Source organism: Brevundimonas sp. Leaf168 (assembly GCF_001423685.1).
Taxonomy (GTDB): domain Bacteria; phylum Pseudomonadota; class Alphaproteobacteria; order Caulobacterales; family Caulobacteraceae; genus Brevundimonas; species Brevundimonas vesicularis_C.
The window spans coordinates 187,243-201,979 of record NZ_LMOY01000001.1 but is presented as its reverse complement, the minus strand read 5'-3'; the positions used below and the strand labels follow the sequence as shown (position 1 = coordinate 201,979).

Sequence of the window (14,737 nt, the reverse complement as noted above, 5' to 3'; positions counted from 1 at the left end):
GGAATTCCTCTCCGGAGAGCCGCCGTGCGCCGCGCCCTCGCAGTTTCGATCGTCCTGACCGCCGTCAATCTGGCGGCCGGCGCCGCCGTGGCGCAACAGGCGCCGACCAACGCGTCGGGCCTGCGCTACCTGTCCTGGCCCGGCAAGCCGGCGGTCTCCGCGCGTGCGACGCCGACGCCCGCCGTCATCCAGGCCGAGGCGCCCGCCCCGACCCTGACCGCCGCCAATCGCACCCTGCCCGGCGCCATCCCCCTGGCCCGCCTGTCGCCCGCCCCTTCGGTCACCCCCTCGGTCACGACGCCGCGCAGCAACGGCCTGACGCCCGCCAGCGCCTGGATGCCCCAGCGTGCCCCGATGCAAGCCGAGCCTGCGCATAGTGCACCCGTAGAGGCCGCACCCGTAGAAACCGCACCGCCGCAGGCGACGGCGACGCGCGTCGCGCCCTCGCCCTATGTTCCGGAGCCGCAGCCTTCCGCGCCTCAACCTGAGCCTGAACCCCAGATGCAGGCCGAGCCGGCGCCCATCCCGCAACAGGCCGCGCAGGCCGAGCCGCAACCCGCGCCCCAACCGGCTCAGGCGGCCATCGCCGACCCGATGGCCCCGCGCCGCGACGCCCCCATCTATCGTCTGCAACGGCCCCAGGCCGGCGCGCCGCTGGACGCCGCCGCCGTCGCCGCCAGCGGTCAGGCCGCCCCGACGCCCGCAGCCGGCGACAACAGCGCCCGCTACTATTCGGTCCACCGCCAGGCCGGCCGTCACCCCGACGCCATCCCTGCGCCGCAGCAGACCTACCTCGACGCCATGCCTGTCCAAATGGCCCAGACGCCGCAATCCAGCGACCTGGCCCAGCCGGACGGTCCGCCTGCCCTGATCCGCAACGCCAACGGCGCCCTGCGCGCCGTGCCCCAGACCGAAGCCGACAACCTGCCATGAGCGATCGCGCCGTGATCGAACCTGCCGAGATCAAGGGATCGCGCCTGCCCGAACTCATCGCCCTGGCCAGCGAGGAGTCCAGCGAGAAGCGTCGTCTGCTGCTGCGTGAACTGACGGCCCACTTCTTCGGCGCGCCTTCGCCCAACGCAAACGAAACCGCGCTCTACGGCACGGTGTTAGCCAAGTTGTCGGCCGAGATGGAGGTCGCGGTCCGCGCCGAACTGGCCGCCCGTTTCGCCCAGGCTCCCAACGCCCCCCACAGCCTGATCCGACGTTTCGCCGACGACGAGATCGAGGTCGCCGAACAGGTTCTGCGCGCCTCCACCGTCCTGACCGACGAGGACCTGATCCAGGTTGTGCGCAAGCGCAGCCAGGGCCATCTGCGCGCCGTCTCGGGCCGCGCGACGGTGTCCGAGGCGGTTTCCGACGTCATCGTCGAGCACGGCGACGACGACACCTTGAACACCCTGCTGCGCAACGACGGCGCCCAGCTGTCGCGCGCCGCCTCCGAAACCGCCATCGAGCGCGCCAAGGCCAATCCGGCCCTTCACGCCGCCACGGTCGAGCGCCAGAGCCTGCCCGCCGACCTGTTGAACGAGATGTATTTCGTCGTCGAGGCCCGGCTGCGTCACCAGATTCTGGAACAGAACGCGCGCATGGATCCGGCCCTGCTGGAGGCGGCGCTGGCCGCCGGCCGCACCCGCGTCGCCACCGACGACGGCACCCTGCCGGCCGACTATGCCGAGAACCTGGCCTATATCGACGAGCTTCAGGCCGCCGGCCAGCTGACGCCGCAGACCCTGATCCGCTTCCTGCGCTCCAACGGCCGCACGCCCTTCCTGATCGCCCTGTCCAAGTTGGCCGACATCGACTTCCACACCGCGCGCGGCATCGTCGAGCGCAAGGACCTGGACGCCCTGTCGGTGGTCTGCAAGGCGGCCGACATGGACCGCGCCGTTTATCTGACCTACGCCGTCGCCGTCCTGGGCGCCGAGGATAACCCGATGGGCAAGGCCGCCGCCTATGGCCGCATGTACGGCGAACTGACCCGCGACGCGGCGCTGCGCACCCTGCGCTTCTGGCGCATGCGCCGCACCGCCCAGGCGGCCTGAAGCAATAATGATTTATCCCTCCCCCCTGCGGGGGAGGGTGGTCGCGCAGCGACCGGGTGGGGGCGGCCCGGCACGGGCGCGCTCATCAAATCAAAGACAAATCCGTGGGACGTCGCCCTGCCGTCCCCACCCGGCTTCGGCTGCGCCTCAGCCAACCCTCCCCGATACGGGGAGGGAGAATGCTTGTGCGCCCCAAAAGAAAAACGCCCGCCTCCTGATGGAAGCGGGCGTCTCCAGACCGAAAACGGGTTCGGCTTATTTCTTCGCGCGGGTTCCGGCGGCGCGGGCGGGCTTGCGGCCGCCCTGGCCCAGGCCCATCGACTTGGCCAGTTCCGAACGCGCCTTGGCGTAGTTCGGGGCGACCATCGGATAGTCTTTAGGCAGACCCCATTTGGCGCGGTATTCTTCGGGGCTCATGTCGTATTTGGTGCGCAGGTGGCGCTTCAACGACTTGAACTTGCGGCCGTCTTCCAGGCAGATCAGAAAATCGGGCGCGATCGACTTGCGGATCGGCACCGCCGGTTCCTTGGGTTCAGGTTCGGCCTCGACCGGACCGTTCGACACACCCGACAGGGCGGCGTGAATATTGGCGATAAGCGCAGGCAGGGCCTCTGCCGAGACCGAGTTATTGCCGACATAGGCCGACACGATGTCTGCGGTCATCTCCAGCAGTTCGGGCTTATCTTCCATTATCGGCTTCGCTTTCCTGATTTATTGAGTTCGGCTGATTCTCCAACCGAACGACCCCAATAGCGTCATAGGGTTGTTTCGCCGCGAAAGCAAACACGCGTATAAGCGGTGCGATATGCACGTCTATGCATTCGACTTTAGTGATCAGACCTATCGACCGAAGTCTTCGGCCAGCACCATCATCGCCGCCCGCTCCGGCGCCGAATATTCATCGACGGCGTCATCCTCCCCGTCACGAATGGCGCGCAACAGCGTGGGCGTCAGGGCCGAAGACAAAGACCAGTTCCAGTAACGCAGCACCGTCTGGGCGCGATCGACGGCCAGCATTTCATAGGTGATCTGCACACGCTCCCAGTCGGGATGGATCTTGCCGTCCGCCGTCGTCTCGGGCCGCCGCATCGAGCGCCACAGATGGGTCAGATCGACGCGTGACATCCCCGTCGCCTTGCACAGGATCGCCAGCGGCTCGCCGCCGGGATCGCCCAGAAGCTTGGCCCCCGTCAGCGGCTTGACCCCGGCCAGGAAGGCGATCTCGGACGCCGTCTCGCGCGTCAGGCCATCGCTGGCGGCGACCATGACGGCGTGTTCCAGATTGTCGAACGGGCTCTTTTCGATGGCCGCGCGATTGCGCTGACGGCGTTCGATGAACTGAAGCGCCTTGCGCGCGACGGGATCGGACCAGCTTTCGTCATTGGCGATGGCGAAGACGTCCTCGGACGCCTCCTGCATGACTTCGCGCGACACGGCGAACCGTTGCAGGATGGTGCGGCGATCCTCGGGCGCGCACCACCAGAACATGACATAGGCGCCCGACGGCCTCAGCTCGGGCCGCTTCAGCAAGGGGCTGCACAGGCTCGGCGACTGGCGGCTAAGGCCCACCACCGTCTCGATGCCCAGTTGCGACAGGCGCGCGGTCGTGTTGCGCAGCACCGCCTCGATCACCTCCATCTCGCCGAAGGAGAACAGGGTCTCTGTCACGATCTCCGACAGGCCCCGGCGCACGGCCAGCAGCATCCGGTGTTCGAAACTGGCGTCGCGCGCACAGCCGACGATGTCCGCATCGCTCAGCGAAGCGCATTGTTCGATCAGCAGGCCGGCGATATCCGGATCGTCGCGCAACAGGATGCGCGCCACGCTGTTGGGCAGTTCGGCCAGCGGCGCCAGACGCGCCGCCACGCGCTTGCGCTCATCGTGCGAGGCCAGCCGCAGCATCTCGACCAGCAGGTCGCCCGTCACCGCCCGCTCAAAGGCGTTGATGCGGCTGGCGGGCAGGGACACGACGTCGGCCAGACGCTTCAGCAGCGCCCGGCGCGCACGCAGCGGCGGCGGCGTCGCCTCTTCCCCGATCATGGCTGCCAGATCGCCCATCCCCCCACCTTAGAAGCGAGCGGTTAACCGGGCGTGAGCCGGATCAGCTCTTGTTGACCACCACCACGATGGCCAGGATCACGAAGGCGATGACCGCCAGCACGCGCGCGATCCACGGCGCGGCGACGAAGACGCCCAGGACGGTGATCCCGCTCTTGACCGCATCGGGTCGTGTCAGCGCCTCCTTGAACGTGCCCGACGGCCGCGCCGCGTCGCCCGCGATCGGATGGCCGCAGTTAGGACAGGCGACGGCCGCCTCAGACACCTGACGCCCGCAGGCGGGGCAAGGGATCAAGGCCATGCTCAGCCTCCCGCGCGCGGGGTGATGCGGATCTCGACACGGCGGTTCTTCTGACGCCCGTCGGGATCGTCCGAACCATCCGGCTTGACGTTGGGGGCCACGGGACTGCGCTCGCCAAAGCCTTCGGCGGCCAGGGTGCGTCCGGCCTCGCGTTGCAGCCGCGCCGCCACCGCCCGCGCGCGGCGCAGCGACAGGCCCTCGTTATAGGCGTCGTCGCCCTCGGCGTCGGTGTGGCCGCCGATGCTGACCTGGGCCTGCGGATAGCTTTTCAGCAGTTCCGCCGCCCGCGTCAGGGCCGGCTCGGCGTCCGCCCGGATTGTCGCCTTGTCGAAGTCGAACAGAACATCGGCCGGCAGGTCGATCACGATCACCCCGTCGGTGCGCCGCGCATTCAGCTCGCTCAGCAGGCTGCGGGTGGTCTCGACCCGTTCGGGCGCGACCTCGGACGAGACGAACACGCTTTCCAGCGCGCTGTCCGGCCCCGACTTGGCGAAGGTGGACCGGGGCACGGCCATGTCCTTTTCGAAGGTTGAGCGCAGGCCGATGGCGCTGCCGCTCATCAGCCGCACCGTCAGGGCCGAGGCGACGCAGGGCGTCAGGCCCGCGGCCAACAGCGCCGCCGCCATGGCGGGCGCGTGTCGTCCCGTCATCCGGCCGCTCCGCTCGTCGGGTTCTGGGCGGCCTGGGCGGTCAGCGGAATGGTCATGCGCAGGAACGGACCGATGATGCTGTCCGACGTCGAGCCTTCGTTGAACACGACCGAAATCTGGTTCACCCCGGCCGGCACCGCGCCCATGAAGACTAGGCGGCCGTTCATGGTGTCGCCCTTGACGATATTCATGTTCGGATTGCCTTCGGGCGGCTTCAGACGCAGCTTCTGGCCGTTGGGCAGTTCGATATAGGTGGCGTTGGTCGCCATCTGCACATTGTTCGTCATGTCGCTGGCGAACGAGATGCTGACGTCCAGGATGGTCGCGTCCTCGGCCAGATCGACGTTCTTGATCCGAACCGTAGCGCCCACCTCGGTCACGCCCTGCACATCCACCGGCACATTGCGTATCTGGCGCGGCTGGGCGGTGACGGGAGTGTTGGCGGCGGCTGCGGCCTGTTGCTCGGGCGACATCGACGGATCGACCGCCGTCTTGTCGTCATTGTTGGAACAGGCGGCGAGCGCCAGGGCCGAGACCCCGGCGACGGCGATCAGGCGAAGGGCGGCGACAGGCATGAAACGCTCCGGCGTTGTTGATCCGCCGCGCGCCGTCCCTCATCCCAAGCGGAGCCGCACGCGCGTCCGATATCGAACACGCGAACGGCCTAAAGGCTCCGCTTGGAGCTTGATCGTTTTTTGACGAAGCCGCGCGGCGGCGGCGTCAAAAAGCGTGAATCACGCCCCCTTCAAAGCCCTTCGAAAAGCGCGGTCGAAAGATAGCGTTCTGCGAAGGACGGGATGATCACCACGATGGTCTTGCCCGCATTCTCCTCGCGCGCGGCGATGCGGAAGGCGGCGGTCAGGGCCGCGCCCGAGCTGATGCCGACCGGGATGCCCTCGACCCGCGCGGCCTTTCTGGCCATGTCGAAACTGTCGTCGTTGGAGACCTGCTCGACCCCATCGACCACCGACGGATCATAGATGGCGGGCACGAAGCCAGCGCCGATGCCCTGGATCTTGTGCGGGCCGGGCGCGCCGCCGGACAGCACCGGAGAGGCCTCGGGCTCGACGGCGATGAACTGCACCGACGGCTTCTTGGCCTTCAGCGCCTGGCCGACGCCCGAGATGGTGCCGCCGGTGCCGACGCCGGCGACGACGATGTCCACCGCCCCGGCCGTGTCGTTCCAAATCTCCTCGGCCGTCGTGACGCGGTGAATGGCGGGATTGGCCAGGTTCTCGAACTGAGACGGGCTGATGGAGTTCGGCGTGGTCTCCAGCAGTTCCTGCGCCCGCGCGATCGCGCCCTTCATCCCCTTTTCGGCCGGCGTCAGCTCCAGCCGCGCGCCCAGCAGGGCCAGCATCTTGCGCCGCTCGATCGACATGCTTTCGGGCATGCACAGCGTCAGCTTCAGCCCCTTGGCCGCCGCCACGAAGGCCAGGGCGATGCCGGTGTTGCCGCTGGTCGGCTCGATCAGCACCGTGTCCTGATCGATCTTGCCCGCCTCTTGCAGCGCCTCGACCATGGCCACGCCGATCCGGTCCTTGACCGAGGCGATCGGGTTGAAGAACTCCAGCTTGGCCAGAACCGTCGCCTTCGTATCGTACTCCGCCGACAGGCGCGGCAGACGCACGATGGGGGTGTCGCCGATGGTGTCGACGATCGAGTCATAGACCTTGCCCCGGCCCTTCTTCAGGTGGCGGGACGCGTCATAGCTGAAGTCGGTCATTGGAAAAGGTCTCCTCGAATGCTGGCGCACAACAGATAAGGCCTTGCCGCCCCACGCAAGGGGTGACGCGCGATGATTTCTGCGAACGACCGTCAGAACCCTTGAGCTAAAGCCAGCCGGCGGCCCGCAGGTTGGCCACCCGCGCGCGCGACACCGGCGCCGTCAATCCGCCGGTCAGGGCCAGGCGAAGGTTCCGGCCGTCCTCGACGACCCCGACGATGGCTGCGCGCGCCACCCACCACGAGCGATGGGTCTGAAGCCCCTCGACGCCCTTCAATCCTGCCACGGCCTGCGACAGCGACATCAGAACAAGCTGCGACCCCCGCGTCGTATGCACGCGCACATAATGGTCCTCCATCTGCAGGCAGATCAGGTCGCGACCCACCCCCGTGGGCAGGGTGCGCGCAAAGCCCGGATCGCCTTGATCCGCTCGCGTCGCCGCAGCGGACGTCCGCATCCGCAACAGGGCGTAGAGCGCCACATAGACGGCCCCGATCAGCAGGGTCTGGCCGTACCATTCGACCCAGCCGACACGCTGGCGAATGCCGGGCCACAGGACCACGGCGATGATCCGGCTGATCAAGGCGGTAGGCCCGCTGGCGACGACGATCAGCATGGGCAGCCAGAACCGCATGGACACGCGTCTGCGGCGCATCCTGGGCCAGGCCCAGCGGATCGCAGCGCCGAACACCGCGCCGCTGATCACCAGAACCGCCGTCCAATAGCCGATCCGCACCGCCAGCCCGTCGTTGAAGAAGCTGCCGAAGGGACCGACCGCGCCCAACACCGCCCCCGTCAGGGCGCAGGCCGCCAGATCGACGGCCCAGGCGTGCGGCGTATTCAGTCTGTCAGCGGCGTTCTGCGTCATCATCCCTCCCCTCGTCAGCCCACTATCGTCGAACCCTTCGCCCGTCCACGCACCCGTTCGCCCATTGGCGAAATGCGGCTGGCGTTCGCTCGGTCTTGTCCCGAACAGCGGGTCGTCTCGACTAACGGAAACCGACATGACCCATCGCTCGCCGCCCCAAAACCTGACCGCCGGCCTCAGCCTGGCCCTGATGCTTCTGGCCGGCGCCGCCTCGCCCGTGCAGGCGACCGCGCCACAAGCCCAAGGCCCGGCGCGCGCCCAGACCGATCCGCAGGCGCCCGACCAGGTCTTCACCTTTCCCGGCGGACCGGACGGCGCGGTGGAGGCTGGAGTCTGGCTGCCGGCGCCCCCCGCCAATGCCCGGCCCGCGCCCCTGATCGTCATTTCGCACGGCAACGGCGGCGGTTTCCGCAGCCATGCCGACACCGCCAGAGCCCTGGCCGACGCCGGCTTCGTGGTCGCCGCCCTGACCCATCCCGGCGACAACTATCGCGACATGAGCCGCTCCACCCAACTGACCAATCGCGCGCCCCAGCTCAGTCGGCTGATCGACTATATGACGGGCGACTGGTCCGCGCGGCCGGGCGGCTTGACCGTCGATCCGAACCGCATCGGCGCCTTCGGCTTCTCGGCGGGCGGCTTCACGGTCACCTCGGCCATCGGCGGGGTCTCGGACGCGGCGGCCATCGGCGACCATTGCCAGGCCCATCCCGGCTTCTTCGCCTGCCGCCTGCTGGACGCGATGGGGATCGACCTGTCGACCTGGCGTCCGCGTGCAAAGGATGACCGGATCAAGGCCGCCGTCATCGCCGCCCCGGCCCTGGGCTTCTCCTTCACATCCGACAGCCTCGCCGCCGTGCGCATTCCGGTTCAGCTGTGGCAGGCGGGCGCCGACACCATTCTGCCCGCGCCCTACAACGTCGAGCCGATCCGCGACCGGCTGGGCGCCGCACCCGAGTATCACCGCGTCGAAGGCGCCGGTCATTACGACTTCCTGCCGGCCTGCTCGCCGGCCCTGGCGGCCGAGGCGCCGCAGATCTGCACCCCGACGCCGGGCTTCGACCGCGCCGATTTTCACAAGGACCTCAATCGCGAGATCGTCGGCTTCTTCCAGCGAACGCTGTAGCCCGCAGGGACCGGACCGAGGGCGGCGCGATCAAGGACGTCGTTGGCGCTCGCCACCGGCACAGGGGGTGACGCGCGATGATTTCTGCGCAAACCTTTCAGAGCGGCTATGTCAGCCTATATGTCGCCGTCGCGCGAACCGAGATTTCCGTCCTTGCCTCATACCCGTCCGCTCTCCGACACCGGCCTGACCCCGGAAATCGCCGAACTGGTCGCGGAGGTGCACGCGGATACGGCCGCCGAAACCCAGATCCGCATGGACGCCCCGGTCGCGCCCAAGATCGAGGATGCACCGGCCGCCGAGACGCGCTCCACCGCCGATGAGCTACGCTATCGCCTGAAGCAGCAGTCGCTGTTGGCGCGCTTCGGCGAGGTGGCCCTGCGCGAGCGCGACCGTCAGGCCCTGCTCGACGCCGCCTGTGCGGTCTGCGCCGACGGGCTTGAGACGCCGCTGTCCAAGGTGCTGATCCACAACGAGGCGCGCGACCGGCTGGTGCTGATCGCGGGCGTCGGCTGGACCGGGCCGGTCGAGGGCCAGGCCTCGCTGAGCGTCGAACTGGACTCGCCGGCCGGCTATGCCTTCCAGACCGGCAAGCCGCTAATCTCCAACCACCTGGAGAACGAGCAGCGCTTTCACACGCCCAGGCTTCTGGCCGACCACGGCGTGCGGCGCGCCATCAACGTCCTGATTCGGCCCGAGCTGGATGGCGAACCCTGGGGCGTGCTGGAGGTCGACAGCCCCGACGAGGGTCAGTTTGACGCCCGCGACGCCCTTTTCCTGGACGCCTTCGCCGCCGTCGTCGGCGCCGCCATCGCCCGCCAGCAGACCGAGCAGCGGCTTCTGGCCGCCATCGAGCATCAGGCCCTGCTGACGCGCGAGGTCAGCCACCGGGTCAAGAACAGCCTGTCGCTGGTCTCCAGCCTGCTGTCGATGCAGGCGCGCGGCGCGGCCTCCAACGAGGTGCGCGCCGCCCTGGCCACGGCCGGATCGCGCATCCAGGCCATCAGTGAAGTCCATGATCAGCTGTGGCGCGGCGCCGACGTCCAGACCGTGATCCTGTCCGACTTCCTGTGCCAGCTGTGCGAGGCCATCGACGCCGGCAGCGACCGCCATGTCGTCACCTGCGAGGCGTCCGATGCGCCCCTGGGCGCCGACATCGCCATCCCGCTCGGTCTGATCGTCAACGAACTGGTCACCAACGCCATCAAATACGCCTATGGCCCCGAGGGCGGCGGCGTCTCGGTCACCGGCCGCATCGCCGACGGACGCCTGACCGTCACCGTGGCGGACCAGGGCAAGGGCTTCGACCTGATCGCCGCCCGCAGCGATCGCAGCCTGGGCATGCGCGTCATCGACAGCCTGGTCCGCCAGATCGGCGGCACGATCGAGAACAAAACCCAGGGCGTCGGCGCGATCCTGGTGGTCGAGGCCCCGGCGACCTAGCGCTCCAGCACGGCGCGGCCGGGGTCGAAGCCGACGACCTCGCGGATGACGATCATGCTCTTGAAGCCGCGCACGCCCTTTGCGGGGACCAGTTCGCGGATGCCGAAGGCCTCGTAGTCCTGCATGGAGCGCACGGCGACGGTCAGCAGATAGTCGGTTTCACCCGTCACGTCCCAGCAGCCCTGGACCTCGGGACTGGCGTTCATGGCGCGCTGGAAGGCGTCCATGACTTTACGATCCTGGGTGTTCATCTCGACTTGGACATGCAGGACGATGCGCGGCTCGACCCGGGCGGGATCGATCACGGCGACGTCAGCGGCGATGACACCCTCGGCACGCAGACGACGCAGGCGGCGCAGGACGGCGGATTCCGACAGGCCTACCGCCTCGGCCGTCACCCGCGCCGGCTCCAGATTGTTGCGCCGGACCCGCATCAACAGCTTATGGTCGAAATCGTCGAGCGTGACGAAATTCGTCATTACAGGGTCTCCATTGACGATTTCCGTCGCATTCAAGCGGAAAATCGCCGGGAAGCGCAAGCGGCGTTACGCTAGCTTTACGCCATGACGTCGCTGGCCCTGAAAACCCATCTGAACTCGCCGCTGGCGGCGCGCCTGATCCCCTATCTGGCGCTGTTTGCGGGCATGGTGACGCTGGCGTGCGGCACCTCCTTCGCCAAGACGCTGTTTCCGGTGATCGGGGCGGAGGGGACCTCAGCCTATCGCGTCGGGATTTCGGCCGTTCTGCTGGTCGCCGTGTTCCGGCCCTGGCGGTTCCGCCTGACCCGCGCGGACCTGGGCGCCATTGCGCTTTACGGCGTCGTGCTGGGGGCGATGAACCTCAGCTTTTACATGGCCCTGCGCACCATTCCGCTGGGTCTGGCCATCGCCATCGAGTTCATGGGGCCCCTGACCCTGGCCCTGATCCATTCGCGCAAGCCCATCCATTTCGCCTGCATCGGTCTGGCGGTCGTGGGGCTGGGCCTGCTGTTGCCGATCAAGGCCGGGGCCGGCGCGCTGGATCCCGTCGGCATGGCGCTGGCGGCCTTCGCCGGACTGTGCTGGGCGCTGTACATCGTCTTCGGCAAGCGGCTGTCGCACCTGCACGCCGGTCAGTCGGTGGCGCTGGGCATGAGCGTGGCGGCCATGGTCGTCGTGCCGTTCGGCGTGGCCCATGCGGGCGCCGCCTTGCTGAACCCCGCCATCATCCTAGCCGGCGTGGCGGTGGCGATCTTCTCCAGCGCCCTGCCGTACTCGCTGGAAATGGTCGCCTTGCGCAGCATCCCCAAACGCACCTTCGGCGTGGTGCTCAGCGCCGAGCCGGCGGTCGGCGCCCTGGCCGGGCTTGTGATCCTGCACGAGCATCTGACCGGCCAGCAGTGGCTCGCCATCGCCGCCATCGTCGCCGCCTCGGTCGGCGCCATCGCGACGACGCGGGAGGCCAAGATCGAGCTGGAGCCGAGCGCGCCCTAGAACTCTTCCCAGCCCGCGTTCGATGCCGCCCCCGCCGCAGCCGCGCCGCCGCTGGCGAAGGCCCGGATGCGGGCGCGTTCGCGGGCCAGCGGGACGGGGGCGGCGGCCTGCGACAGCTCATGGACGCGGGCCTGAGCCGGCGCCTCGCCCGTCTCGAAGCGTTCGACCAGCAGGGCCAGTTGTTCGGTTTCGGACTTCAGGCTCATGGCGGCGGCTGTCGTCTGTTCGACCATGGCCGCGTTCTGCTGGGTCACCTGGTCCATCTGGTTGACGGCCGTATTGACCTGGCTCAGCCCCGTCGCCTGTTCCTGAGCCGATGCGGCGATCTCGCTGACCAGGGCGTCCATCTCCGCCACCTTGACCGCAATGGCCGACAGGGCGGCGCCGGTCTCGTCGACCAGTTTGACCCCTTGCGCCACCTCCTGGCCCGAGGTGGTGATCAGGGTCTTGATCTCCTTCGCGGCTTCCGCCGAGCGCTGCGCCAGGGCCCGCACTTCGGAGGCGACGACGGCGAAGCCGCGTCCCGCCTCTCCCGCCCGCGCCGCCTCGACCCCGGCGTTCAGCGCCAACAGATTGGTCTGGAACGCGATCTCGTCGATCACGCCGATGATGTCGCTGATCTGGGCCGAACTGCGCTTGATGCCGTCCATCGCCGCGATCGCCTGGCGCACCACCTCGCCCGACCGGTCCGCCTCGGCGCGCGCGCCCAGGGCCGCAGCCGAGGCCTGTTTGGCGCCGTCCGCGCTGCGCTTCACCGTGGCGGTGATCTGGTCCAGCGCCGCCGCGGTTTCTTCCAGACTGGCGGCCTGCTGTTCGGTGCGGCGCGACAGGTCGTCGGACGCGCTGGAGATTTCGCCCACCCCGCCCCTCAGACCCGACACGGCCCGCAGCGCCTGGCCCATCGTCTGGCGCAGGCTTTCGACCGCAGCATTATAATCGTCGCGCACCCGCACATGGTCGCCCTTCACCGGCGCATCGATCCGCGCGGTCAGGTCGCCGGCCGACAGCTTGTTCAGCACCCCCGCCAGGGCGTCGACCAGCAGGGTCTGGGCGCTTTCCGCCTCGACCCGTTCGGCCTCGCGGCGCGCGGCCTCCTGCTCGTCGGCGGTGATGTCAATGGCCAGTTTGATCACCTTCACCGGCCGCCCGTCGGGGCCGAACACCGGATTGTAGGAGGCCTGCAGCCACACCTCGCGCCCGCCCTTGGCCAGCCGCCGGAACTTGCGCGCCAGGAACTGTCCCGCATTTAGCTCGCGCCAAAAGGCGGCGTAGTCGGGCGAAGCCGCCTCGGCCGGGTCCATGAAGGTTCTGTGGTGGGCGCCCCGGATCTCGTCCAGACTATATCCCATCGTGGTCAGAAGGTTCTGGTTGGCGTCGATGATGGTGCCGTCCAGGTTGAACTCGATCACCGCCTGCGACCGACCGATGGCGGCCATCTTGCCGTCCAGATCGATCAGCCGGTCCTGCATGCCCGATGACTTCGGTTTACGCGCGAACATAGGTTGCAACCTCTTCGCTATCGGCCGGCCCCCGCCCGCCTCGGTTGCAAGATTAACAGGCTAATTAGTTGAAAAACCGTTTCACGTTTGAGTTGCAATCGAGACGCAGTAATCGCTGGCCTATCCCCCGCTTTCCAGCAGCGCTTCATCGGTCGTTAACCACGTTGCCGCATCTGTTGAGGCCTGTTTCTGGGGTCTGATTTTTGCGCAATCTCGTCGCCGCCGTCGAAGCGATCGATCCGCTGGTCGTGACCGGCAAGGTCGCGGGCGTGTCGGGCCTGCTGATCGAGTCGCGCGGCGGCCTGTCGCGCCTCGCCGTCGGCGCCCGGGCCGAGATCGGACGGCGCGGCCACGATCCCCTGCCGGCCGAGGTGGTCGGTTTCCGCGATTCCAAGGCCCTTCTGATGCCCTTCGGTCCGGTGGAGGGCGTGGCCCCCGGCGCCGACATCCGCATCATCGATCAGGCCGCCAGCGTGCGCCCGACGACCGCCTGGCTGGGCCGCATCATCGACGCTTTTGGCCGGCCCATCGACGGCAAGGGGCCGCTGCCGCAAGGCCCCGCCCCCTACCCCTTGCGCGCCCCGCCCCCGCCCGCCCATTCGCGCGGCCGGGTCGGAGAACGGCTGGACCTGGGCGTGCGGGCCATGGACGTCTTCACCACCACCTGCCGGGGCCAGCGCCTGGGCATCTTCGCCGGTTCGGGCGTGGGCAAGTCGGTGCTGCTGTCCATGCTGGCCAAGGAAGCGACCTGCGACGCCGTCGTGGTCGGCCTGATCGGCGAACGGGGCCGCGAGGTGCGCGAGTTCGTGGAAGAGACCCTGGGCGAAGAGGGGCTGAAGCGCGCCGTCGTCGTGGTCGCCACGTCGGACGAGCCAGCCCTGAAGCGCCGCCAGTCGGCCTATATGACCATGGCCATCGCCGAATATCTGCGCGACCAGGATCTCGAGGTTCTGTGCCTGATGGACAGCGTCACGCGCTTTGCGATGGCCCAGCGCGAGATCGGGCTGGCCGCCGGCGAGCCCCCGACCACCAAGGGCTACACCCCCACCGTCTTCACCGAACTGCCCAAGCTGCTGGAGCGCGCTGGTCCCGGCCCGATCCGGCCCGACGGCACGACGGCGGCGCCGATCACCGCCCTGTTCACCGTGCTGGTGGACGGCGGCGACCATGACGAGCCGATCGCCGACGCCGTGCGCGGTATTCTGGACGGCCACATCGTCATGGATCGCAAGATCGCCGAGCGCGGGCGCTTCCCCGCCATCGACGTGCTGAAGTCCGTCAGCCGCACCCTGCCCGGCTGTCAGACCCCGCCAGAGCGCGAGCTGAACAAGCGCGCCCGCCAGTGTTTGAGCGCCTACGCCAATATGGAGGAGCTGATCAAGATCGGCGCCTACCGCACCGGCGCCGACCCCATCGTGGACCGGGCCATCGCGCTGAACCCGGCCCTCGAAGATTTTCTGGGACAGGACAAGGACGATGCGACGCGTCTTTCCGATTCCTTTACCCGGCTGGAAGCAATCCTGAACCAAGGCATGATCAGGGAGTGATG

The 14,737-nt window shown here is 68.3% G+C and carries 15 protein-coding genes; 6 read left to right on the top strand and 9 right to left on the bottom strand.

The features are described 5' to 3' along the window. Window positions 1-24 precede the first annotated feature (24 nt). Entirely contained in the window at window positions 25-933 is a 909-nt protein-coding gene (locus ASF81_RS00970) for a hypothetical protein (RefSeq protein ID WP_055803614.1), read from the top strand. Beyond that, on the top strand, window positions 930-2,045 hold the full coding sequence (locus ASF81_RS00965) for a DUF2336 domain-containing protein (RefSeq protein WP_055803611.1): 1,116 nt from the start codon (window positions 930-932) through the stop codon (window positions 2,043-2,045). The genes ASF81_RS00970 and ASF81_RS00965 overlap by 4 nt, the downstream gene beginning before the upstream one ends. A 255-nt stretch (window positions 2,046-2,300) precedes the next feature. Here the strand turns inward: ASF81_RS00965 and ASF81_RS00960 are convergent, their stop codons facing one another. The 7 genes from ASF81_RS00960 to ASF81_RS00930 all read right to left on the bottom strand — a co-directional run bounded on the left by ASF81_RS00960 (window position 2,301) and on the right by ASF81_RS00930 (window position 7,648). Next, window positions 2,301-2,735, bottom strand: a complete 435-nt coding sequence (locus ASF81_RS00960; protein ID WP_055753018.1) for a MucR family transcriptional regulator — start codon at window positions 2,733-2,735, stop codon at window positions 2,301-2,303. 150 nt (window positions 2,736-2,885) lie between these two features. Next, window positions 2,886-4,103, bottom strand: coding sequence for a DUF2336 domain-containing protein (locus ASF81_RS00955; RefSeq protein WP_055803608.1), 1,218 nt, complete (start codon window positions 4,101-4,103; stop codon window positions 2,886-2,888). Between the two features lie 43 nt (window positions 4,104-4,146). Beyond that, on the bottom strand, window positions 4,147-4,404 hold the full coding sequence (locus ASF81_RS00950) for a zinc ribbon domain-containing protein (protein ID WP_055803604.1): 258 nt from the start codon (window positions 4,402-4,404) through the stop codon (window positions 4,147-4,149). 2 nt (window positions 4,405-4,406) lie between these two features. Beyond that, window positions 4,407-5,054, bottom strand: a complete 648-nt coding sequence (locus ASF81_RS00945; RefSeq protein ID WP_156363100.1) for an OmpA family protein — start codon at window positions 5,052-5,054, stop codon at window positions 4,407-4,409. Beyond that, window positions 5,051-5,629 carry a hypothetical protein gene (locus ASF81_RS00940; RefSeq protein ID WP_055803598.1) on the bottom strand — a complete coding sequence of 193 codons (579 nt, stop codon included), beginning with the start codon at window positions 5,627-5,629 and terminating at the stop codon, window positions 5,051-5,053. Before ASF81_RS00940 ends, ASF81_RS00945 begins: the two co-directional genes overlap by 4 nt. A gap of 170 nt (window positions 5,630-5,799) precedes the next feature. Continuing rightward, window positions 5,800-6,780, bottom strand: coding sequence for a cysteine synthase A (cysK, locus tag ASF81_RS00935; RefSeq protein ID WP_039244679.1), 981 nt, complete (start codon window positions 6,778-6,780; stop codon window positions 5,800-5,802). Between the two features lie 106 nt (window positions 6,781-6,886). Beyond that, entirely contained in the window at window positions 6,887-7,648 is a 762-nt protein-coding gene (locus ASF81_RS00930) for a LytTR family DNA-binding domain-containing protein (protein ID WP_162237565.1), read from the bottom strand. Window positions 7,649-7,784: 136 nt separating this feature from the next. On the opposite strand from ASF81_RS00930, the gene ASF81_RS00925 reads away from it, so the two are divergent. Then, window positions 7,785-8,774: a hypothetical protein gene (locus tag ASF81_RS00925; RefSeq protein ID WP_055803592.1), complete on the top strand. Its 990-nt coding sequence runs from the start codon at window positions 7,785-7,787 to the stop codon at window positions 8,772-8,774. A gap of 153 nt (window positions 8,775-8,927) precedes the next feature. After that, on the top strand, window positions 8,928-10,217 hold the full coding sequence (locus tag ASF81_RS00920) for a sensor histidine kinase (RefSeq protein ID WP_235559175.1): 1,290 nt from the start codon (window positions 8,928-8,930) through the stop codon (window positions 10,215-10,217). Here the strand turns inward: ASF81_RS00920 and ASF81_RS00915 are convergent. Further along, window positions 10,214-10,696, bottom strand: a complete 483-nt coding sequence (locus ASF81_RS00915; RefSeq protein WP_055803589.1) for an Lrp/AsnC family transcriptional regulator — start codon at window positions 10,694-10,696, stop codon at window positions 10,214-10,216. The genes ASF81_RS00920 and ASF81_RS00915 overlap by 4 nt on opposite strands. An 84-nt stretch (window positions 10,697-10,780) precedes the next feature. On the opposite strand from ASF81_RS00915, the gene ASF81_RS00910 reads away from it, so the two are divergent. Further along, window positions 10,781-11,689: a DMT family transporter gene (locus ASF81_RS00910; protein WP_055803585.1), complete on the top strand. Its 909-nt coding sequence runs from the start codon at window positions 10,781-10,783 to the stop codon at window positions 11,687-11,689. Here the strand turns inward: ASF81_RS00910 and ASF81_RS00905 are convergent. Next, the gene (locus ASF81_RS00905) at window positions 11,686-13,188 is read right to left on the bottom strand and encodes a methyl-accepting chemotaxis protein (protein ID WP_055803582.1); all 1,503 of its coding nucleotides are present in this window, start codon (window positions 13,186-13,188) and stop codon (window positions 11,686-11,688) included. The genes ASF81_RS00910 and ASF81_RS00905 overlap by 4 nt on opposite strands. A 203-nt stretch (window positions 13,189-13,391) precedes the next feature. On the opposite strand from ASF81_RS00905, the gene fliI reads away from it, so the two are divergent. After that, window positions 13,392-14,735: a flagellar protein export ATPase FliI gene (gene fliI / locus ASF81_RS00900; RefSeq protein ID WP_055803577.1), complete on the top strand. Its 1,344-nt coding sequence runs from the start codon at window positions 13,392-13,394 to the stop codon at window positions 14,733-14,735. The last annotated feature ends 2 nt before the right edge of the window (window positions 14,736-14,737 follow it).